We start from the raw sequence: 21,601 nt of genomic DNA on the forward strand, positions 1-21,601 counted from the left end.
CTGGCCTGTTGGGACTGGCAACGATTTGGGTTGTGCATCTTCGCTATGTTTCAGCGGCCCGGCAAGCCCCCAGATTCCCGTTGCGCGGCCGCCATGTCCGTCGACCTGGCGATGCCGATCCCGGGAAGTTCCTCGAATCCCGTGAATCTGCTGGGAACCGGTGAACCTGGGTTCTGTCGGTCCTCGAAACACTACACCTAGGGGGTGACAACGAGAAGAGATACAAGATGTTCGGAATGACATTTTTGAAATTCCCTGGTCGTGAGGCTGTGTCGGACGTCGGCACGGCGTGTCGCAGATCACAAATCCGCCGGCCGCGTCGTCCACGAATGGTGTACCACCGACCACCGACAGCGGCGCGGTCCAGTCGCACCGATCCGACCAGCAGCAAACGCGCCGATGTGCCGTCCGGCGGCGCTGCGCTCGTAGCCCCTGGCGCCCGGGCCACCGGCGCAAACGCCGGCCGCGCTACGTGCGACTAGGGACCGGTCCCCCTGAAGAAGAAGCCGGAGAGTCTGGTTCCGGCGTTGGCGACCCCGGAGACGAAGGCCGGCGTCACCGAGCCCGTGTTGCCGAACCCGGCGATAGTACTGCCCAGGTTCAAGATGCCCGACTGCAGTGCGCCGACATTGAGTAGGCCGGAGCTGCCCGCACCGGTAACCGAGGCGAAGTTCAGGAAGCCTGAATTGCCGACGCCGTAGTTGCCCACCCCGGACTCGCTGCCCTCCCCCGAGTTGAGCAGACCAGACGATGGGTTGGTGGTCGAGTTGAAGAAGCCCGGAGTCCCGTCGATCAGACCTTGGTGGTCGCCATCGACGAAGAAGCCGTTGCTGTAGTTGCCGGAAATGAACGCGCCGGTGTTGACGTCGCCGCTGTTGGCCAGGCCGGTGTTGTAGTCGCCCGAGTTGAGGTAACCGGTGTTGTGATCACCGGAGTTGAAGCTGCCGGTGTTGGTGCTGCCCGTGTTGAAGCCGCCGGAGTTGTAGTTGCCCGCGTTGCCCACACCGGTGTTGACCAGGCCCGTGTTGAACAGGCCGGTGTTGGTGGCGCCCGCGTTGCCGATGCCGGTGTTGTAGTTCCCGGAGTTGCCGATCCCGAAGCTGCCGGTGCCCGAGTTGAACAACCCGATGTTGCCGGTGCCCGAGTTGAACAACCCGATGTTGCCGGTGCCCGAGTTGAACAACCCGATGTTGCCGGTGCCCGAGTTGAACAACCCGATGTTGCCGGTGCCCGAGTTCAGCGCCCCGAACCCGACCTGCCCATCCCCACTGAGCCCAATCCCGATGTTGTTGCTGCCCGTATTGGCGAAACCGAAATTGTTGAAGCCGGCGTTGCCCACACCCACGTTGTGGTCACCCGCATTGCCGAAACCAACATTCGAGTCACCCAGGTTCCCCAGGCCGATGTTGTAGTCACCCAGGTTGCCCGGACCGATGTTGTGGTCGCCCAGGTTCCCGAAGCCAAGGTTGAGGCTGCCCACATTGCCGCCAGGGCTCCGGCGTTGTTGATTAGCAGGCTTGTGAGCTGGGGAATTGTGGATTGAGGAGGTCTAGGCGGCGGTTGGCGGTCAAAGCGGTGATCCGGCAGGCTTCGGCGATGTTGTCGGCGCCGTTGAGGCGGTGCAGATTGATCGCGGTGTTGCGTAGCGTTGCTAGGACCTGTGCGCCGTTTCCGGTATGTGCCCTTTGACGGTCTTCGTCGAAGGTGACGTCGCGTATCCAGTGCAGGCTGTTCTCGATTCCCCAGTGTTGACGCATCCAGGTCATGATCGCGGTAGGGCGGGCGTGCTCGAACGGCAGGCTGCAGATGGCATAGACCACCTCCACGCTGCGCTGGTCGGTGGCGGTGATCAAGCGTTCACGAGTGATCCGGATGATTTGTTTTGCGTAGGGGAAGCCGATTCCTCGTGCAGCGGTGATGATTTGCGGGGTGCGGGTCTCGACACGGCCGTGGCCGCGGGAGTCGTCGGTAGCGGCTGTGGGCACCTCGGCCCAGGGCAGCGCGGTGATACGCGCAAGTATTTTGGCTTGGTTGGACTTGACGATCATCAGGTAGTGCGACTTCAAGGTGGCGCAGATCAACTTCGCGGTGACGACCTGGGTATGCATCGCATCCACGGTGACCAGCCACCGCAAGCTACCCGGCAGCAGCGTGAGCAGGGCACGTACGCAGGGAATTTCATTGCTTTTCTCGGCGACAGCGAGTTGACCGAGCACCAATCGGGCACGGTGGGCGAACACCGACACGAGATGCGTGGCTGTCGCTTTGGCGCGTAAAGCACCACGCAGCATCTTGCCGTCCAACGCGATCGGCACCAATCCACTGGGGTCGCTGCTGGCCACGTGTGCAGTGAAGTAACTGCCCATCCTGGCGTTGAGGTCGGCGGGGTCTAGCCGAGACAAAACAGCGCGGAAGGTCTTCTCACTGGGCCGCCGGAACCGGACCCCTAATTGGGCCAACACATCATCGGGAGCGGTGGCCGCCCATGTGGCAAAACCAGCATAGCCGCGCATCCCCGCGGCAGTGGCCAGAACCGCGATCGCCAACAAAGCCACCAGCGAATACCTCCGACCGCGTGGGCCCCTCGGGTCTGGCACCGAGGCCAACACATCGAGAAACTCCGATCCGATGAACTCGCTGCGCTCACCAGGACTCCAGCAGTCGAACACCTCTGGAACCGACGACACACGCAATACTGAAACGGTAGGCACGGGCAACTCCAGACCAACGACGAACAGTAACCAACTCGATCGTTCTCCAGATAGCCCGTGCCTACACTCCGGCCCCAATAGCGCGGCACCAAAGATCATCAACCCAGCTCACAAGCCTGCTAATCAACAACGCCGGAGCCCTGGGCCCGTAATGTTGATCTGCGGGATGGTGATCGGGCCCAGATACAGCAAGTCGATTCCGATCACGGTGACCGATTGCCGGGGAATGACAAAGCTTGCAATGGACCTGGGTCCGATGTCTTCGGTAAACGGTATGTCCAGACTATAAGTCTCGTTGATATTGATCGGAATCGCTGGGATCGTGACCGAGTAAGAAATTCCGGTGCCCTGGTGGTCGCCGCGCCAGAAGGCGCCGTTGCTGTAATTGCCGGAGATGAACGCGCCGGTGTTGACGTCGCCGCTGTTGGCCAGACCGGTGTTGTAGTTACCCGGGTTGAGGTAGCCGGTGTTGTAGTCACCGGAGTTGAAGCTGCCGGTGTTGGTGTGCCCGGCGTTAAAGCCACCGGAGTTGTAGTTGCCCGCGTTGCCCACACCGGTGTTGACCAGGCCCGCATTCAACAGGCCGGTGTTGGTGGCGCCCGCGTTGCCGATGCCGGTGTTGTAGTCACCGGAGTTGCCGATCCCGAAGTTGCCCGTCCCCGAATTGAACAACTCGATGTTGTCGGTGCCGGAGTTGAACAGCCCGATGTTGCCGGTGCCCGAGTTCAGCGCCCCGATCCCGACCTGCCCATCCCCGCTGAGCCCAATCCCGATGTTGTTGCTGCCGGTATTGGCGAAACCGAAATTGTTGAAGCCGGCGTTGCCCACACCCACGTTGTGGTCACCCGCATTGCCGAAACCAACACTGGAATCACCCAGGTTGCCCAGGCCGATGTTGTAGTCACCCAGGTTGCCCGGACCGATGTTGCAGCTGCCGCGGTTGCCCGAGCCCACATTGATGCCGCCGATATTGCCGCTACCGACGTTGCCGGAACCGATATTGCCCAAGCCCAGATTGAAATCGCCGATATTTGCCGCGCCCACATTTCCCTGGCCGGCGTTTGCGAAGCCCACATTGAAGCTGATCGACCTGGCGACCGAACCAAGGGCCGCGGCGGGAGCCGCCAGGCCCGCCAGGGTTTGGGTTGGCCAGCTCAACGGGGTCAGCGCGGCGGCAACCGACGAGGCCCCGGCATGGTAATCAAGCATCGCCACCACGTCCTGGGCCCACATCTGCTCATACTGAGCTTCAGCGGTTGCGATGGCCGGGGCGTTTTGCCCGAACAGGTTGGAGCCAACCAACGACACGAGCTGAGCACGGTTGGCAGCCACCAGCCCCGGCTGGACCGTCACAGCCCGCGCGGCCTCGAACACTTGCGCCGCGGTTTTGGCCTGTTCGGCCGCCTGTTCGGCGTGCGCCCCGGACGCACTCAGCCATCCGACATAGGAAGCGGCCACGTCCGACATCACCGCCGCCGCCGGCCCCCGCCACGAATTGCCCGTCAGGCCCGATGTCACCGCCAAGAACGCTGCTGCCGCCGAGCGCAACTCGGCGGCCAACCCGGTCCAGGCGGTCGCAGCAGCCAGCACCGGCCCGGGCCCCGCGCTGCTAAATAATCGCGCCGAGTTGATCTCCGGCGGCAGCACCGCAAAATTCATTCGTCACCCGGTCCGTGGTCGACCGGAACCATCCCAGTGGCCAGACTAATCGCGTTGCGTCGATCCGAGGCGCTCTTGCGCGTAGCCCGCCGCGCCACCTCGGCCGGCGACCAAAGCCGTGATGCAAGTGGCCACCTGCCGCTAACCGCTTTGCTGGCCGCGCATCTCAAGCCCCCGCCTCCTCACAATCGCTCCAGTCTCAACCCGGCAGCTGCCGAGCCGGAGGTGGTTTGCGGAGGACTCTACGACAGGCCGTGCGCGGATGGTGAATATCCGCGAAGCCGCCTCTGGACGACTTCCAGAAACCACCCCTGGGAGCAATCTTGCCACACCCAAAAGAGGTCACCTGACACAATCATTCACATTGGCTGCGGCAGGCAAAGTGGCTAGCACACAATAGAATCCGATTCTAGAGCGCGGCTCGGTCGGTGGGGTGCGAGTCGGCGTTCGGGCCCAGTCCGCTAATACCACCGACCGCCAGGTCAGCCGACTTCGGCCGCGAGCTTGGCAATGATGTCACGTACGTTCGCCGTTAGCTCGGAGTTGTCTGCGGGCGGGTTTCCCTCCAGCGTCAGGAACGGCACCGAGAGTTTGATCGCGTCGCTGACGCGAGCACCGGCGATGCCAAATGATTTGCGGGTGTCGTCATGTGCCCATACCCCGCCGTACCGGCCGAAGGCCCCTCCGATGACCGCCAATGGCTTGTCCTTCAACGCGCCGTCGCCGAACGGCCGGGACAGCCAGTCGATCGCATTCTTGATGACTGCGGGGATGCTGCCGTTGTATTCCGGCGTGACCACCAGCGCGGCATCGGACTGCGCGGCCACCTCGCGTAACGCGGATACCGGCGCGGGCACCTGGTCGGGCGTATCGATGTCTTCGTTGTAGAAGGGCAAGTCCCCCAGGCCTTCGAAGACCGTGACGCTGACGCCGTCGGGTGCAACGTCGGCCGCGAGTTGAGCGATCTGGCGGTTGATAGACGCCACACGCAGGCTGCCCACTAGCGCCAAGACTTTGATGTCGGACGTTGTCTGTGCCACTGGCCCGTTCCCTTCACTGGTTGGTCTTCATTGTTGCAATATCTAAACGGACTATGGTCCGATTTATTCCAACCAAGCTACAGTGCTGGGGTGAGCGGCGTCGAGGGGCTGGGAGAGCTGCCCGTATCCGCTCGCCAGGAACGCGGTGACGCGGCGCGCAATCGTGAGCTGTTGCTGCAAGCGGCACGCCGCCTGGTCGCCAAGCGCGGCGCGGAAGCCGTCACCACCGATGACATCGCCGCCGAGGCGGGCGTCGGCAAGGGCACCCTGTTTCGCCGGTTCGGCAGTCGCGCCGGCCTGATGATGGTGCTGCTCGACGAAGACGAGCGCGCCAGTCAGCAGGCGTTCCTGTTCGGTCCGCCACCGCTGGGCCCCGAGGCCGCACCACTGGACCGCCTCATCGCGTTCGGTCGCGAGCGGATCTGCTTCGTTCACGCTCACCACGAGCTGCTCTCGGAAGCCAATCGCAATCCGCTGACCCGCTACGGCGCGGCGGCCTCGGTGCACCGTAGACACGTGCGGGTGCTCTTGGAGTCGGCAGACACCACGGGTGATCTTGATGTCCAAACCGATGCCCTGCTGGCCCTACTCGACGTCGACTATGTCGAACATCAGCTCAACGATCGCGGCCACACCCTGCGCACGCTCGGTGACGCATGGGAGGACCTGGCTCGCAAGCTGTGCGGCCGATGTCCAGCGGCTCAGCATTGCGACGCAGGCTCGCGACGACAGGTCACTCGCGCTGCGGCAGGGCCACCGGTTTGGGTTTGAGCGCGCGCGTGAAGATCACGTTGACCTGGCGCATCGCCACGCTGTACGGCCACCATGCGAGCCGCTTGAACGCGTAAAGCGCGCGGATATCAGCCGAGGTGTAGACCAGATACCTGTTTCTGGCGACCCCGGCCAGGATCTTCTCGGCGGCCTTTTCCGGCGAAACGGCATGGCCGCTGAAGCGGTTCACCCAGCGGTTCACCTGCGGGTCTTCGCGGTCGACGCCGGCGATTTCGACCGTATCGACCAATGGGGTGTCCACCGCACCCGGCACCACGACCGACACACCGATCCGATGGCGCGCCAGGTCGAAGCGCAGCACTTCAGACAGTCCGCGCAGACCGTACTTGCTGGCGCTGTAGGCGGCGTGCCAGGGCAGCGCGACCAGCCCCGCCGCCGAGGACACGTTGACCAAATGCCCGCCCCGACCAGCCGCAACCATCGGCGGGACGAAAGTCTCGATCACATGGATCGGACCCATCAGATTGACGGCGACCATCTTGCTCCAGTGTTCGTGTGACAGCCGGTCCACGGTCCCCCACGTCGAAATGCCGGCGATGTTGAGCACCACGTCCATGCTGGGGTGGCTGGCGTGGATGTCGGCCGCGAAGGCGGCCACCTCGTCGTAGTCGGAGATATCCAGAACGCGATGCTCGGGCACCTGCGCACCGAGCGCGCGGGCCGCCGACACGGTCTGCGCCAAACCGTCACCGTCGCGATCGGTCAAATACAGTTCGGCGCCCTGCTCAGCAAGCCGCAAAGCGGTAGCGCGGCCGATACCGCTGGCCGCCCCCGTGACAAGACACCGCTTTCCCGCGAAATACCGCCGCTGCGCCATGGCGGTGACGATACCGGCGGTAACGGCGCGCGCCGCTCGGCCCAGACCACCGGGATCCTTCCGACCGCCCCGTCAGGTCCGGATCGGACCACCCCAGAGCGCGTTGAGCCACATCTGCTCGAGCACCCGCACCCTGCGCTCCAAGTCACTGTCGCGACCCACCAACAGCGCGTCCCCGGTCAACATCAGTGCGGTGGTGGCCGTCAGCGTGCGAATCAGCGTCGGCAGGTCTTCACTGATCGGGTTCGCGGTGCCGGCCCGCATCTCGGCATCGATGACACCGACAATTTCGCGCAACACCACGTCGAATTGCTGATCGAGAATGTCGCGAATCTCAATGTCGGTGTGTCTCGCGGCATTGCAGGCCATCATCACCGGGTCGTTGTGCGTGTAGACGATCGCCGCACTACCAACCATCCGCTTGGCGAACTCCTGCGGCGACTCACCGGGCTGGCGGGGCGCAAAATACTGCGTGCGCTCTTCGAGTTCCTCAACCGCCTCCGCCATGAGCTGCGCGAGCACCGAGTACTTGGAATCGAAATAGAAGTAGAAGCCTGAGCGGGCCACGCCGGCGCGGTTACTGATCGTGGCGACCGACAACTCCGCGAACGGCCGCTCCTCGAGGAGTTCGCGCAACGCCTGCAAGATCGCCTGTCGCTTCTTGTCGCCTCGTCGTCGCAACGTCGGCCCACGCTGCTTCTCATCGGCGGCCTGGCCGTTCACCATTCGATCACCCTCCGACCATGCACCAAGCCGCACGAAAAGGAAACTTGACAGCCGTCAAGTTCGTCCTGAGGATAGGTGGAAGTGACGGCTGCCACAACGAAGGAGCGCCAGTGGCCACTATCAGTACCCCGGCATACCTCCTCGACCAAGCCCAGCGTCGGCTGACCCCGTCGTTCAACAATTTCCCCGGCATGGGCATGGTCGAGCGCTGGCTACTCAAGACGCAATTTCCCGAAACCACGCTCGCCGATCCCCCACCGGGCAGTGACCTCAAGCCGGTTGTCGGTGATGCAGGATTGCCCATCCTGGGGCACCTCATCGAGATGTTGCGCGGCGGACCCGACTACTTGATGTTCCTGTACCGAACCAAGGGCCCGGTCGTATTCGGCGACTCGCCGGTGCTGCCGGCCGTCGTCGCCCTGGGGCCCGACGCCGCCCAGGTCATCTACTCCAACCGCAACAAGGACTATTCGCAACAAGGCTGGGTCCCGGTGATCGGGCCGTTCTTTCGCCGCGGGCTGATGCTGCTGGACTTCGAAGAACACATGTTCCACCGCCGGATCATGCAGGAGGCATTCGTCCGGTCCCGGCTGGTTGGCTACGTCGAGCACATGGACGAGGTGGCATCGCGAGCCATCGCCGGAGAGTGGGCCACCAACGACGCGCGCTTCCTGCTCTATCCCGCGATGAAGAAGCTGACCCTTGACATCGCGTCCATGGTCTTCATGGGCCACGAACCGGGCACCGACCACGAGCTGGTGACCAAGGTGAACCGGGCGTTCACCACGACGACCCGCGCGGGCAACGCGGTGATCCGCACCAGCGTGCCACCGTTCACCTGGTGGCGAGGGATACGGGCGAGGCAGCTTCTGGAAAACTACTTCGCCGCCCGGGTCACCGAACGGCGCGGCCAGGAGGGCAACGACCTACTCACGGTGCTGTGCCATACCGCCGACGAGGACGGCAACCGGTTCTCCGACCAGGACATCGTCAACCACATGATCTTCTTGATGATGGCGGCCCATGACACGTCGACGTCGACGGCCACGACGATGGCCTACCACCTGGCCGCCCATCCGGAGTGGCAGCAGCGCTGCCGGGACGAATCGGACCGCCTCGGTGACGGACCACTCGACATCGAGGCGCTGGAAAAGCTGGAGTCCCTCGATCTGGTGATGAACGAGTCGATCCGCTTGGTGACCCCGGTCCAATGGGCGATGCGGCAGACCGTGCGGGATACGGAGCTGCTGGGCTACTACCTACCCAAAGGCACCAACGTCATCGCATACCCGGGGATGAACCATCGCCTGCCCGAATTCTGGACGGATCCAATGACATTCGACCCGGATCGGTTCGCCGAGCCGCGCAACGAACACAAGCGGCACCGCTACGCGTTCACACCGTTTGGCGGCGGCGCGCACAAATGCCTCGGCATGGTGTTCGGTCAATTGGAGATCAAGACGATCCTGCACCGATTGCTGCGCCGCTACCGCCTGGAGCTCGCCCGGCCGGACTACCGTGCGTGCTGGGACTACGGAGGTATGCCCGTCCCCAAGGACGGGATGCCGATCGTGTTGCGTCCGCTCTGATCACCCGCCCACCAGCCGAGCCGGACATCAGTCGAGCAGCCGGTTGGCGCAGGCGATCAGCGCACGCAGCGCGGATTGAGTCGGGTCCTGCGACCAGCCCATAGCCCACTGGGAGCGCACCCCGTTGGTTCCGCAGATGAACGTCGCGGTGTGTGGGCCGGATTGCACCTGATGGAATTTCAGCGTCTCGACCATGATCGCGCGGTCGTGCAGCATCGCGGTCAGGGCCGCCATCGGGCCGCCCGCGGCGGCAGTCGAGGTGCTCATCTGATCCCCGACGGCGATCATCGCGCGGAAGCTGCGGGCCTGCGGCCCCAGCCGCCCGGATGGCCGATCCGCGTCGGTGCACTCCCAGTGCCCCAACCGGACCGGACCGCCGGTGCGACCATAGGTCGCGACAAAGCGATCCCATGACATCGTGGCGGCCTGCTCGCGCAGTCCGCGCGGCAAATCGACGCCGAAGATTCCCGCGAAATGTGCTCGCGCGCCGGGCTTGCGCGCCGAACCGTCGATCGGTTCGGGGTCGAGGTCCAGATCGAAAGTGTTGAGCAGAGTCATGGTGGCGGTCTTCTCTGATTCGCAGGAACGACCGACGGCAGTAGCTTCCGACCCACAGCGGGGGGTCGGTCTGGATCAGACCCCGCTGCGGGTGCTGGCTACTACGGCACACTCGAGAAGACGCACGAACGGTGACACTAGACGGGGTCGGCGACCGGCGCAAGCGGGTTTTGTCTGCAGCGGCCGCGCGCTGGCGCAACCGGGCCGCCCAAAGATCCGAAAACCGCTCGCGTCGCCAAACGATGGCGTTAGCATCGGCTTGCGCTACAAATCGCAGGTTGTGGGGATTGGGGCTAGTGGAAGGCGCGGTAATGAGCGCGAGGAAAACCAGCAAGGGCATGCAGGCAATCCGGATGGTGGTCGTGGTACTGGCCGCGGCGTTCGCCGTGGCGTCGGCGGGTTGCTCAACCCAACGCGAGTCACCCGTGGAGCCGGTCGTCCCAACATATCCAGAAGAACAGTAGGGCTGGTTCGCCTGGCTGACGGCCCGCAGGTATGCGGGCCGCTATCCGGTCTGGCCTCGCATCGGATCAAGGCGTAGGTAGGCCTGGATGGTGGTGCCGCTTGCCGAGGTATGCGTGCGGACCAAATCCGCCATGGCGTTGACCAGGAACAGTCCGCGGCTGGCAGTTCCGCTGCCGCCGGGGATGTGACGTCCGGCCATCTGGTCACCGAGTTCCCCGCCGTCGCGCGCCTCACACACCAGATGCTCATCGTGACGCCAAAATGCCAGCTGGCAGCCACCGTCGGCGTATTGCAGGCTGTTGGTGGCCAACTCCGTGGCGATCAACTGCAGATCGGTGAGGCCTTCCTGCGACAAACCGACCCAACCCGCGTAGTCGACGGCGAACGAGCGCGCGGGCCGCAGGTCGGTGCTCTCGCGCACCAGGCAGGTAACGGCGCCCGGATGAAGTGGTAGCGGCCGATTGCACCGGGCCAGGACCTCAGCCGGCGCGTAGTCGGCGCTGCGCTGCGGCGACCCGCATTTCCACAGCAACGGATGGGTGGCGCGGGCGTCGGCGAGCACCTCCTCCTCCATTCGTTCGGCGTCGTAGAGGCACAGCGCCGTCACTCTGTCGTTTTCCAGCGCCGCATTGACCAGCGCCTCGTGCTGCATGCAGGCCAGACACTCGTCCACGGTGCGCCCCGGCCAGACAAGTTGGCTGACAATGTGGACCCGCCGACCGCGGTGTCGCGCCACGAACGCATTCTGCAGGGCCAGCAGCCGGCTCGGGTTGCGGGCGGCCTCGGCGATGTCGATCATTTGCAGCTCGGCCGTGGCTCCACCGCGCAGCCGGCTACCCAGCAGCGCCAGCCGGTCGGTGGGCACCGCGACCAGGACCGGCTCATCTAGCACCATCGCCTCGCGAACGAAGCGTTGCACCGATTCCAGATACTCATGCTGGGAGTGGTACAGCAGCGCGGAATGGACAAAGTTTCGTTGTCCGGTCACCGTGCTAGTGGTCATCTCAACGCTCCCGCCTGCGCCGGCACCCCGCTGGACCGGCCTCTCGCTTGGCTATCGGCATACCCGTCGAGAGGCGTTGCTATGCACGGGCTCTATGGGTTTGTCAGATCCCCGGCACAGGACTAGAGCCACCAGGACGCCGCAGCATCAAGGTGACGGCGGATGCGGTAGCGGGCCAGGCTGTCATCGCCGGCGATGATCGCCTCGCGAATCCGCTGATGCGCATGTTCGACGGCGCCGACATCGTTGAACGTCGGCTGCTGGTGTTCGGTGCTGGACCAGTGCCGTTGAAACAATTCGACGATTATCCGCAGAAACAAGTCCAATAGTGCGTTGCCCGCCAGCTGAGCCAGACCGACATGAAAGCCGAACTCCTCGACGGCGACCTTACGGGCGGCGTCTGCGGCGTCCTCGAACGCGAAGTCGCTGGCCACAACCAGCTCGTCGAGGACCGAAGCAACCTCGGGCCGGGCGCGCTGCTCCACGACTTTGGCTACGTTTGCGATCTCGATGGCGTCACGAACACAACGCAGGTCCTCGCGGCTGGGCTGGCGGTACTGCAGGTAGAGCGCAATGGTGTCGATGCTGGCCTGCGACTGTGGTTTGGTGACCACCAGCCCACCACCGGGACCGCGGCGCATGCGCGCCACCGAGTGATACTCCAGTAGCCGCACGGCTTCCCGCAGCGCCGCACGGCTCACCCGATAGCGCTGCAGCAAAGCTGTTTCGGTCCCGAAGACCGAATCGAGCTGCCAGCCGCTGGCGGCGATGTCGTCGGCGATCGTGGCGGCCAACACTTCGGCGAGCTTGCCGGGCGGGGTCTCGGAGTCCAGCCGCAGTGACCGGCGCGGCACGTGCGCCAGCTTGGCATCCCCACCAGGTTGATGCTGTTGCAGCCAACCGGTCACCTGTTGCACGTGCTGCTCGCTGAGCGTCTTGGCACGCGCCGAATCCCCCGCCGTGACGGCTGCAGCGATGGCCGCGTGGTCGTTGTGCATCTGGTCGACAGCCTCAAACGCCTCGGCCACCGTATCTGTGCGCGAAGTGAGCGCGTAGCGGCGGGTCAACCTCATCAGGATTTCGATAAAGAGTTGCAGGACTGGATTTTTCGACTGCCGCGCCAGCGCCACATGGAACTCGTCACGCGCAGCCGGCAGCCCCGGCTTGCGCTGTTCCTCCGCGCGTAACACCGCTCGCAGCCGGTCGATCCCGGCTTCGTCGATGTGCTCGGCGGCAAGCGAGGCCGCCAGCGGCTCGAACACCAGCCGCGCGTCGAGCAATTCCCCCAGGGTGATGCCGAGATATTCGAGGTAGATGACGACGGCCCGGGTCGCAGGTCCGGCATCGGGCGCGCAGATAAGCAGCCCACCGTTGGGTCCGCGACGCATCCTGGCGACCTGATGGTGCTCGACGAGCCGAACCGCTTCACGCAGCACCGACCTACTTACGCCATACCGCTGTTGCAGAGCGCCCTCGGAACCCAGCGACGCCCCCACTGTCCACCCGCGGCGCACGATCTCGGCCTCAATGTGGCGGGCGACTCTTGCGGCTCGCTTGTCCGCCCGGATCACATCCGGCTCAACGCTCAACTGCCCCACCCCACCAGCTGATTCAACACGTCAACAACATGCATCCGGCAATCGGTCCTCCGCCCACAGAAACCACCCCGACCTCTGGGCGGCGCGGCACCTGCCGCTGCCCCGCATCCCCGCGCAACTGTAGACAGCCTTCATGCAGTGCCCAGTAGCCATGCATGCGTCTCGCCGATAGCTGGCCACCGTAGGTGTTGAGCGGCAACTTCCCGTCACGCGCTATTCGCGCTCCGCCCTCGACAAACGGGCCGGCTTCGCCGTCGGCGCAAATGCCCAGGGCTTCCAGCCAGGCCAGGGTCAGAAACGTAAAGCCGTCATATAGCTGCGCGACCTCGAGATCGGCTGGTTTCAACGCGGTGCGCGACCACATCTGCGCCGCGGCGTCCGACATCGCCATCTTGGGATAGTCGGCGCGGTGAAACCAGCCGCCGGACCCATCGGATCCCCCAATCGCCTCGACCCGGACAGCGCGGTGCGGACAATCACGCGCGTATTCGGCGGTCGAGACCAGCACCGCGACGCAGCCGTCGATGGGCACATCGCAATCCAGCAAGCCCAATGGTGTGGACACCGGGCGCGCCCCCAAGTAGTCAGCCATGGTCATGGGTTCGCGATAGACGGCAAGCGGATTCAACGCCGCGTTGCGCCTCCCGTTGAGGGCGGTCCAGTCCAGCTGCTCCCTTGTGGTGCCATACAGCTCCATGTGGCGGCGGCAGTTCAGCGCCAGCCAGTTCGCCGCCGAGTAGGCATGCGCCGCAATGAGATCGGTGATGTCATCCATCGGCCCCACCGCCGGGCGCGGGGCACCCTCGGCAACATCGAACATGCGGGCCAGCGGCGGAGCGGGAGCGTCCTGCTCCGGTTGGAGCGCAACGGTGCCGCCCAGCATCTGAATGGTCCGGTAAACGATCACATGACGGGCGCGCCGCTCGGCGACGGCACGGCAGGCCGACATCACCGGGCTCAACAACCCGCCGGTACCGAAGCCGGTTCCGCAGTCCGGGGCGTCGATCTGCAGTTCGGCGTTGACGTCGGCGGCCGGGGTGTCACCCAGCGTCGCGATGCCGTCGACATCAGCGGGGGTCAGGCCGGCGTCGGCAACGGCGGCCCGCACCGCCTCCATGGTCAGTTCGAGCCCGGGGATGCCGGTTCGACGGCCGATCCGCGAAATCCCGATACCGGATAGGATCGCGTCTTTCTCGAAGTGCTTCATCTGCAACCGTCCGAAGGCCCCGCGTACACGAATTAATAAAGTGTACTGTATTGAGCGTGTCCGCCGAGCCGATCTTCTCGCTGCTCATCGAGCACTGCGATACTTGCGCTCGCTGGGTACACCCGGCAACCGGACGGTGCGATGACTGCGACGCCGCGCTGGTGCCACGTCCGGTATCCGGGCGCGGCACGGTGTTTACCTACACGGTCAACCACCACCGGTACCACCCGGACATCCCGACGCCCTACATCATCGCCCTGGTAGAACTCAGCGAGCAAGCCGGGCTGCGAGTGGCCGCCAATATCGTTGATTGCGAACCCGATTCGGTGACCTGTGGCATGCCGGTCACTATCCGGCCGGAGCGGGGCACCGGCGGGGCGCCGCTTTTCGCACCGGCCGGGCGCTGATCACCGCTTGCGCGCGGTGACCAGCAGGTACTCCCATTCCATCGCCGATCTGCCGGCCAGATACCGGTCGCCGAGTGCGGCCAGCTCCGCGTCCAGCGCCGCGACACGATCGGGTTCGGCCGCTATCGCCCGATAGGCCGCAATGGTAGGCCCGTAGTTCGCTTTGAAGTAGTCACGGAAGGACGCACCGTCGGCGAACTCGTCCACCAGCAACGCACCGCGGCGAACGGCAAAGTCGGTGACCCGATCCGCGAACAACTCACGGACGTGGCCTTCGGTTCCCCACAGCGGCGCCGGCTGGGCGCCCGGTAGCGGAGGGGCCAGGTAGGGCTTCATGGTCGTGAACATCTCACCGATGAATCCGCCTGGGGTCCAGCTGATCAAACCGATCACCCCGCCGGGCCGGCACACTCGAACCAGCTCGTCGGCGCAGGGCTGGTGATACGGCGCGAACATGACGCCGACGCAGGAAACCACGGCGTCGAACTCATCGGTGTCGAACGGCAAGGCTTGGGCGTTGGCCTCCACCCAGCGCAGGCTGGCACCACGGGCGGCCGCCAGCCCCCGGCCGCACTCGAGCAGGTTCGGGCACAGGTCGCTGGCAATGACGTCAGCCCCGGCCAGCGCGGCCGGTATCGCCACGTTGCCAGATCCGGCCGCGACATCCAGCACCCGGTCACCGGCGCTGATTCGAGTGGCTTCCAACAGGATTGGGCCAAGTGGCGACACCAGATCGGTGGCCACGGCCGGATAGTCGCCCAATGCCCACAGGGCGCGATGCTTGCTTTCGTAACCGCGATCGGTCGGTTCGGTCCGGGCCAGGGTCGTCATGACGAGTTACCTTTCTGGGCTGTTCTGATGACTGATCACCATCGTCGGGCCGGCGCTGAATCACTTCCAGTGACAGATGTGAACCTGCGGCGGTACACAATCTGTACTAGTCAATTCGATCGCCACAGCGTCTACTGGACACAGTCGACTGGAGGGTCTTGCGCGATGTCCACATACAGCCAGTTCTGCCCGGTCGCCAAGGCGATGGAGTTGCTCGACGAACGATGGACACTGCTGGTGGTTCGGGAGCTGCTGCTGGGCAGCACGCATTTCAACGACCTGCGCCGCGGGGTACCCAAGATGTCACCGGCGTTGTTGTCCAAGCGACTCAAGTCGTTGACCAAGGCCGCTGTCGTTGAACGCAGCGATATCGAGGGGCGCACCTCGTACTCGCTGACAACCTGCGGTCGCGAGCTCGCCACGGTGGTGGATGCACTCGGTGAGTGGGGCATTCGCTGGATACCTGAGCTCGGCGACGAAGACCTCGATCCGCACCTGTTGATGTGGGATATCCGGCGCACCGTACCCATCGACGCGTGGCCGCGGGCCCGCACGGTCCTGGCGTTCCGGTTGGCCGGTGTGGCACCCAAAACCGCACGCTGGTGGCTGCTGGTGTCCGAGGGAGAGGCCGACGTGTGCGATTTCGACCCCGGCTATCAGGTTGCCGCGACCGTCGAGACCAGCCTGCTCACGCTGACTCAGCTCTGGCGCGGGGACCAGTCCTGGTCGCGGGCGATGCTCAACGGCGGGGTGCGCATCGACGGGCCGGCGCAGGTGCGCCGGTCGGTGCCCGCCTGGCTCGGCCAATCGCGCCTGGCGGCGGTCCCCCGCCCGGCCTGAGCCCGCGAGGCGGATGACCCCGAGCCGCGGGCGCTAGTTGATCAAAGGATCACGCGGCATGCCGAGGATCCGCTCGGCGATCTGGTTGCGGGTCACCTCCGAGGTGCCGCCCGCGATCGCCATGCCGCGAGCGCCCATCACCATCCGGCCGATCACCGCACCGGGGCCATCTAGCAGGGCGATCTCGGGGCCCAGCAAGGCCGCCGAGATGGCCGCGCCCTCCACCATGTGTTCGGCCAGCTTGAGCTTGGTGACGTTGCCCTCCGGCCCCGGACCGGCACCTTCGACGCTGCGCGCGGCCCGGCGCAGGTTGAGCAGCCGCAGCGCGTGGTCTTCGGCTAGGAAGTACCCGACCCGAATCTCGGCGCCGGCCAATCGATCCACCCCGTTCTGGGCCAGCTTGACCAGCTTGGCGGCCAGGCCCTCGTAGTAGCCACCGCTGCCGCCGATGCTGACCCGCTCGTTGCCCAATGTCGCCCGCGCGACCGTCCAGCCGGAGTTGGGCGTGCCGACGACATCTTCGTCGGGAACGAACACGTCGTTGAAGAACACCTCGTTGAATTCCGAACCACCGGTGATCTGACGCAGCGGGCGGACCTCGACCCCGGGCGACTTCATATCGATGATCACCGTGGTGATGCCCGCGTGTTTGGGCACGTCAGGATCGGTGCGTACGGTGGCCAGACCGCGGGCGCAGTACTGCGCGCCGCTGGTCCACACCTTCTGGCCGTTGATCTTCCAGCCGCCATCGACCCGGGTGGCGCGGGTCTTGACCGAGGCCGCATCCGATCCGGCCTCCGGCTCGGAGAACAGCTGGCACCAGATCTCCTCCTGCCGCAGCGCCTTCTCCACGAATCGCTCGATCTGCCAAGCGGTCCCGTGCTGAATCAGCGTCAGGATCACCCAGCCGGTGATCGAATAGTCCGGGCGTTTGATGGCCGCCTTGCGGAACTCCTCCTTGATCACCAGCTGCTCCACCGCATCCGCCGCGCGCCCCCACGGCTTGGGCCAGTGCGGCATCACATAACCGGTCTCGATCAGCTTGTCGAGTTGGGCAGCCTTGTCGAGGGCAGCGATCTCGACGGCGTCGGCCCGGATCTGGGTACGCAATTCTTCGGCCTCGGCGGGCAGTTCCAGGCTGTTCTCTCGCGTCGCTCCGGCGGCGGTGCGCTCGAAAACATCACGAGCCGGCACTTCCGCGCCCAACAGGGCCGCATCCACCAGCGCCCGGCGTAGATGCAGATGCGCGTCATGCTCCCAGGTGAATCCGATCCCGCCGTGCACCTGGATGTTGAGTTCGGCGTTGCGCGCGTAGGCCGGGAACGCCAGCAGCGCGGCCACTGCGGCGATGAGCTGGAACTGTTCTTCGTCCTCGGTGGCTGCCCGCGCGGCATCCCATACCGCGGCGATCCCAGACTCGGCGGCCACCAGCATGTTTGCGCAATGGTGTTTCACCGCTTGGAAAGTGGCGATGGTGCGACCGAATTGCTGGCGCACCTTGGCGTAGGCGACAGCGGCGTCGACGCAGTCGGCCGCGCCGCCGACCGCCTCGGCGGCCAGCACGGTCCGGGCCCGGGCCAGCGCCGCGGCCCGGGCGCCGGACAAGAGGTCCTGCCCGCTGACCTTCACCTCGTGCAACCGCACCCGCCCCGAGCGCCGCGTGGGATCGAAGTTGTCCGGAACCTCCACCGACACACCGCTGCGGCCGCGGTCCAGCACCAGCACGTCGTCCCCCGCGGCGACCAGCAGCAGCTCGGCCAGTCCCGCGCCCAGCACGATCCCGGCATCACCGCTGGCGACCCCGTTCTCGACCCGTACGTTGCCGTCGAGGCCGATGCCAGCGGTGACGGTGCCGTCGATCAGGCCCGGCAGCAGCCGCGTCTGCTGCTCGTCGCTGCCCTCCTTGGCGAGCACCGCCGAAGCGATAACGGTGGGCACAAAGGGGCCGGGCGCCACCGCACGGCCGAGTTCTTCGACTACCACGACAAGTTCAGGCAATCCGTAGCCGGAGCCGCCGTGACGCTCGTCGATGTGCAAGCCGAGCCAACCGAGCTCGACCATGTCCTGCCAGAAGGGTGGTCGCGACTCATCGGGTGAATCGAGCAGCGAACGCGCCGCCCAGCGCGCCTTCTGCGAGGTCAAGAACGCGCGGGCTACCTCGGCAAGCTCGCGATGGTCGTCGGTCAATGCGATACCCATCAGGGCCCTCCTCGCGACACTGCCAAGCTCGCCTCGTTACGGGCCCGGCCGATCACCTAAAGAGTGTACTCAAATATGTGCGGTGCGATCGGCGGGGTTTGTGGGGTCACTCACTTGGGCGCGAACCGCTGTCCCGCATCCAGTCGCAGGCACTGCCCGTTGAGCATCGGGTTGTCCACGATTGCCGCGACCAGCTTGGCGTATTCCTCGGGCCGGCCCATCCGCTTCGGGAAGGCGGCGTCCTTGACCAGCTGGGCGGCCATCTCGTCGGGGACCATCGCAGTCAGCCCGGTGAGGAACAGGCTCGGCGCAATAGCCAGCACCCGGATCCCCATCGAGCCCAGATCGCGGGCCATGGTCAAACACATGCCGGCGATTCCAGCCTTGGCGGCCGTGTAGGCGACCTGCCCAATCTGGCCCTCGAAGGCCGCGATGGATGCGGTGTTGATGATGACGCCGCGCTCGTCGTCCTCCGGCTCGTTGTTGGCCATGTGCGCGGCGGCGAGCCGGCTGATGTTGAAGGTGGCAATGAGGTTGAGATCCACCACGGAGCGGAAGGATTCCAGGTCGTGCGGACCGGACTTGGTCAGGGTCCGCTTGGCGATACCACCGCCGGCGGTGGTCACGATGACGTGCAGACCGCCGAGACGATCAACCGCGGTCTGCAGGATCTCTTCGGTGCCGGCGAAGTCGGTGACATCGACCGGGTAGAACGCCGCGCCGATCGCCTCGGCAACACTCTTGCCGTCGGACCCCTCGCGGTCCAGTATCGCCACGTCAGCACCGCGTTTTGCCAGTAATTCGGCGGTGGCACGACCCATCCCCGACGCGCCGCCGATAACGACGGCCTTCTTGCCGCTGATCTCCATCCGGACCTCCCGATGCCTTGTCAGAATCATGACAATTTGTAACGTTATCTCGGAACGCTAGCGCGTCTACCGTGCATTGATGTCAGCGACTCATGCCAAGCTCGAAACGTGCTCCTCATCGACATAGCAAGCACTTCGCTTAATGTGGGCGGCACCTCGTCTCGGCTGGCCAAGGTCGCACGGATTGCCGAGCTGTTACGCGCGGCCGCACCCGACCCGGAGCTGGTCGCGATCGTCGTGGCGTGGCTCTCCGGCGAGCTGCGGCAGCGCCAGATCGGCGTGGGCTGGGCCACGTTGCGGTCGCTGCCCGCGGCCGCGGGTAGCCCGGCGCTCACCGTCACCGGTACCGACGCGGCGTTCAGCGAGATCGGCGCGGTGTCGGGTAAGGGGTCTGCGGCCCGCCGCCGCGAACTCATCACTCGGTTGTTCGCCGCTTCGACCGAAACCGAGCAGGCCTTTCTGGTGCGGCTGCTCAGCGGCGAACTGCGCCAGGGCGCGCTGGCCGGGATCATGGTCGACGCCGTCGCCAGGGCGGCCGAAGTCCCCGCTACGGCGGTACAACGAGCCGCCATGCTGGGCGGGGATTTACCGACGGTGGCGGCGGCGTGCCTGGCGGCCGGGCCATCGGGCGCGGCCGGCGCGCTGGATTCGTTCACGCTGCGGGTGGGCAGACCGATCGGGCCGATGCTGGCGCAGAGCGCCGGCAGCATCACCGATGCCCTCGAACGCCATTGCGGTGCAACAATTTTCGAGGCAAAGTTGGATGGCGCCCGGGTTCAGATCCACCGAACCGGTGATGAGGTCACCGTCTATACCCGAAGCCTCGACGACGTCACGGCCCGCCTGCCGGAGGTGGTTCAGGCAACGCTGGCGCTGCCGGTCAGCGACCTTGTTGCCGACGGCGAGGCGATTGCCCTGCAACCAGACGGCCGGCCGCATCGCTTCCAGGTCACCGCATCACGATTTGGCCGGTCGGTGAATGTCGCTGCCGCCCAAGCCAAACAGCCGCTGTCGGTGTTCTTCTTCGACATCTTGCATCGGGATGGACGCGACCTACTCGATGCGCCGACCACCGACCGGCTGGCAGCCCTGGACGCCGTGGTGCCGGCCCGGCACCGAGTCGATCGGCTGACCACCGCAGACGCGGCCGCGGCGACCGATTTTCTGCGGGCAACACTGGCCGCCGGCCACGAAGGCGTGATGGCCAAATCCCCCACCGCGCCCTACCTGGCCGGCCGCCGCGGCGCCGGATGGCTGAAGGTCAAACCGGTGCACACGCTGGACCTGGTGGTGCTCGCGGTGGAGTGGGGGTCAGGACGACGACGCGGCAAGCTGTCCAATATTCACCTCGGCGCCCGCGATGCCGCCACCGGCGAATTCGTGATGCTGGGCAAGACGTTCAAAGGCATGACCGATGCCATGCTGGACTGGCAGACCGCGCGATTCACCGAACTTGCCGTGGGGGGCACCGACGGCTATGTGGTCGCGCTGCGCCCCGAGCAGGTGGTCGAGGTGGCCTTCGACGGCGTGCAGGCGTCCTCGCGTTATCCCGGCGGGCTGGCGTTGCGCTTCGCCCGGGTGGTGCGCTACCGCGACGACAAGGGGCCGGCCGACGCAGACACCATCGACACCGTGCGGGCGCTGTATTGACGCGCTAGCGGTTCGCCGGTTTGAGCAGGAGCAGGCCAAGCGCCGCCCCGTAGATCAGGTGCTGGACGGCAAAGGGGCCGTAACCGGCCGCAGCCGCCATGTTGCGCACCGGATCCCCGCCGCCGAACAGCGCCGCCGAAACGGGCAGGGCAATCCAGGTGCTGACCGCGAAAACCGCCAGGCCCCAGACCAGCGCCGCGCCGACCAGGGCGACGCCGCGCAGTCGCACCCGGTCCACAATCAGCCCGAAGACCGCGCCATACCCCGCGCCCACCATCATGTGCACGAGCGCGCCCAGCACCGCCGGCGCGGCGATGAAGGTGAACAGTTGTCCCGCCGTGGCCGCCCGCATCGACTGCACCATCGCGTCGGGGCCGACGAACGTAGCGGCGATGCGATAGAGCGGGGTGAAGAACCCGCTGTGCAGCAGCGTGGCGCCGGCCAGCATCGCGAACATCGCCATCACCAGCGAGGCGAGCACACCCGCTCCCCCGCCCATAAGCAGGCCTCGCACGGCCTGGCGGGATATTGTCGATGCCTCCGAGCCAGATGAAGCAGCAGTTGCCATTTCGAATACCTCCGTACGTCGGCGCATGAGAAGCGGCGCCGCTGACACTCAATCCGCTAGACCTTGCGCACA

Annotated in this window: 17 protein-coding genes and 3 pseudogenes; 6 read left to right on the forward strand and 14 right to left on the reverse strand. The window is 65.5% G+C overall.

Annotated elements, in window-relative coordinates; translation table 11 throughout:
• Positions 1 to 478: 478 nt before the first annotated feature.
• The 4 genes and pseudogenes from MPSD_RS20785 to MPSD_RS20805 form a co-directional block, all read right to left on the reverse strand.
• Positions 479 to 1,468, reverse strand: a pseudogene (locus MPSD_RS20785) (PPE family protein); the annotation flags it as partial.
• A gap of 40 nt (positions 1,469 to 1,508) precedes the next feature.
• Positions 1,509 to 2,711: an ISAs1-like element IS2404/ISMul1 family transposase gene (locus MPSD_RS20790; RefSeq protein ID WP_420811952.1), complete on the reverse strand. Its 1,203-nt coding sequence runs from the start codon at positions 2,709 to 2,711 to the stop codon at positions 1,509 to 1,511.
• Between the two features lie 345 nt (positions 2,712 to 3,056).
• Positions 3,057 to 4,370: pseudogene (locus MPSD_RS20800) on the reverse strand (PPE family protein); the annotation flags it as partial.
• Between the two features lie 482 nt (positions 4,371 to 4,852).
• Positions 4,853 to 5,410 carry an NAD(P)H-dependent oxidoreductase gene (locus MPSD_RS20805; RefSeq protein WP_012393466.1) on the reverse strand — a complete coding sequence of 186 codons (558 nt, stop codon included), beginning with the start codon at positions 5,408 to 5,410 and terminating at the stop codon, positions 4,853 to 4,855.
• A 90-nt stretch (positions 5,411 to 5,500) separates the two neighbouring features.
• Between MPSD_RS20805 and MPSD_RS20810 the strand changes: the two are divergent.
• Positions 5,501 to 6,100 (forward strand): annotated as a pseudogene (locus MPSD_RS20810) (TetR/AcrR family transcriptional regulator); the annotation flags it as partial.
• Positions 6,101 to 6,143: 43 nt separating this feature from the next.
• Here MPSD_RS20810 and MPSD_RS20815 read toward each other — a convergent pair.
• A complete protein-coding gene (locus MPSD_RS20815; protein ID WP_020786455.1) occupies positions 6,144 to 7,019 on the reverse strand; it encodes an SDR family oxidoreductase in 876 nt (291 codons plus the stop codon).
• A 72-nt stretch (positions 7,020 to 7,091) separates the two neighbouring features.
• Positions 7,092 to 7,742 (reverse strand): TetR/AcrR family transcriptional regulator, encoded by a 651-nt coding sequence (locus tag MPSD_RS20820; protein WP_086085708.1) that lies wholly within the window; start codon positions 7,740 to 7,742, stop codon positions 7,092 to 7,094.
• A 113-nt stretch (positions 7,743 to 7,855) separates the two neighbouring features.
• On the opposite strand from MPSD_RS20820, the gene MPSD_RS20825 reads away from it, so the two are divergent.
• Entirely contained in the window at positions 7,856 to 9,334 is a 1,479-nt protein-coding gene (locus tag MPSD_RS20825) for a cytochrome P450 (protein WP_012393463.1), read from the forward strand.
• 27 nt (positions 9,335 to 9,361) lie between these two features.
• Here MPSD_RS20825 and MPSD_RS20830 read toward each other — a convergent pair whose 3' ends face one another.
• Positions 9,362 to 9,892, reverse strand: a complete 531-nt coding sequence (locus MPSD_RS20830) for a 2-isopropylmalate synthase (protein WP_020786453.1) — start codon at positions 9,890 to 9,892, stop codon at positions 9,362 to 9,364.
• Positions 9,893 to 10,203: 311 nt separating this feature from the next.
• Between MPSD_RS20830 and MPSD_RS28240 the strand changes: the two genes are divergently transcribed.
• Entirely contained in the window at positions 10,204 to 10,356 is a 153-nt protein-coding gene (locus MPSD_RS28240; protein WP_015355071.1) for a hypothetical protein, read from the forward strand.
• Between the two features lie 41 nt (positions 10,357 to 10,397).
• Here MPSD_RS28240 and MPSD_RS20835 read toward each other — a convergent pair whose 3' ends face one another.
• The 3 genes from MPSD_RS20835 to MPSD_RS20845 form a co-directional block, all read right to left on the reverse strand.
• Positions 10,398 to 11,360, reverse strand: a complete 963-nt coding sequence (locus MPSD_RS20835; RefSeq protein WP_086085709.1) for a sensor histidine kinase — start codon at positions 11,358 to 11,360, stop codon at positions 10,398 to 10,400.
• Between the two features lie 122 nt (positions 11,361 to 11,482).
• Entirely contained in the window at positions 11,483 to 12,949 is a 1,467-nt protein-coding gene (locus MPSD_RS20840; RefSeq protein ID WP_020724587.1) for a FadR/GntR family transcriptional regulator, read from the reverse strand.
• A 22-nt stretch (positions 12,950 to 12,971) separates the two neighbouring features.
• The gene (locus tag MPSD_RS20845) at positions 12,972 to 14,165 is read right to left on the reverse strand and encodes a thiolase family protein (RefSeq protein WP_086085710.1); all 1,194 of its coding nucleotides are present in this window, start codon (positions 14,163 to 14,165) and stop codon (positions 12,972 to 12,974) included.
• A gap of 56 nt (positions 14,166 to 14,221) precedes the next feature.
• Here MPSD_RS20845 and MPSD_RS20850 point away from each other — a divergent pair, with 56 nt between their 5' ends.
• Positions 14,222 to 14,572: a Zn-ribbon domain-containing OB-fold protein gene (locus MPSD_RS20850; RefSeq protein ID WP_020786449.1), complete on the forward strand. Its 351-nt coding sequence runs from the start codon at positions 14,222 to 14,224 to the stop codon at positions 14,570 to 14,572.
• Here the strand turns inward: MPSD_RS20850 and MPSD_RS20855 are convergent, their stop codons facing one another.
• Complete coding sequence (locus tag MPSD_RS20855; RefSeq protein ID WP_020786448.1) at positions 14,573 to 15,403, reverse strand: class I SAM-dependent methyltransferase; 831 nt, start codon at positions 15,401 to 15,403, stop codon at positions 14,573 to 14,575. It abuts the gene before it with no gap.
• Between the two features lie 165 nt (positions 15,404 to 15,568).
• Between MPSD_RS20855 and MPSD_RS20860 the strand changes: the two genes are divergently transcribed.
• Positions 15,569 to 16,243 (forward strand): winged helix-turn-helix transcriptional regulator, encoded by a 675-nt coding sequence (locus MPSD_RS20860; RefSeq protein ID WP_020786447.1) that lies wholly within the window; start codon positions 15,569 to 15,571, stop codon positions 16,241 to 16,243.
• Positions 16,244 to 16,276: 33 nt separating this feature from the next.
• On the opposite strand, the gene MPSD_RS20865 is transcribed toward MPSD_RS20860, so the two are convergent.
• Both MPSD_RS20865 and MPSD_RS20870 read right to left on the reverse strand, forming a co-directional pair.
• Positions 16,277 to 18,442, reverse strand: a complete 2,166-nt coding sequence (locus tag MPSD_RS20865) for an acyl-CoA dehydrogenase family protein (protein WP_086085711.1) — start codon at positions 18,440 to 18,442, stop codon at positions 16,277 to 16,279.
• Positions 18,443 to 18,552: 110 nt separating this feature from the next.
• Positions 18,553 to 19,311 (reverse strand): SDR family NAD(P)-dependent oxidoreductase, encoded by a 759-nt coding sequence (locus MPSD_RS20870; RefSeq protein WP_011741195.1) that lies wholly within the window; start codon positions 19,309 to 19,311, stop codon positions 18,553 to 18,555.
• A 108-nt stretch (positions 19,312 to 19,419) separates the two neighbouring features.
• On the opposite strand from MPSD_RS20870, the gene MPSD_RS20875 reads away from it, so the two are divergent.
• Positions 19,420 to 20,961, forward strand: a complete 1,542-nt coding sequence (locus MPSD_RS20875) for an ATP-dependent DNA ligase (protein ID WP_086085712.1) — start codon at positions 19,420 to 19,422, stop codon at positions 20,959 to 20,961.
• A 4-nt stretch (positions 20,962 to 20,965) separates the two neighbouring features.
• Here MPSD_RS20875 and MPSD_RS20880 read toward each other — a convergent pair whose 3' ends face one another.
• Positions 20,966 to 21,442 (reverse strand): hypothetical protein, encoded by a 477-nt coding sequence (locus MPSD_RS20880; RefSeq protein WP_231991728.1) that lies wholly within the window; start codon positions 21,440 to 21,442, stop codon positions 20,966 to 20,968.
• Between the last annotated feature and the right edge of the window lie 159 nt (positions 21,443 to 21,601).

The organism is Mycobacterium pseudoshottsii JCM 15466, assembly GCF_003584745.1.
GTDB classification, from domain to species: domain Bacteria; phylum Actinomycetota; class Actinomycetes; order Mycobacteriales; family Mycobacteriaceae; genus Mycobacterium; species Mycobacterium marinum.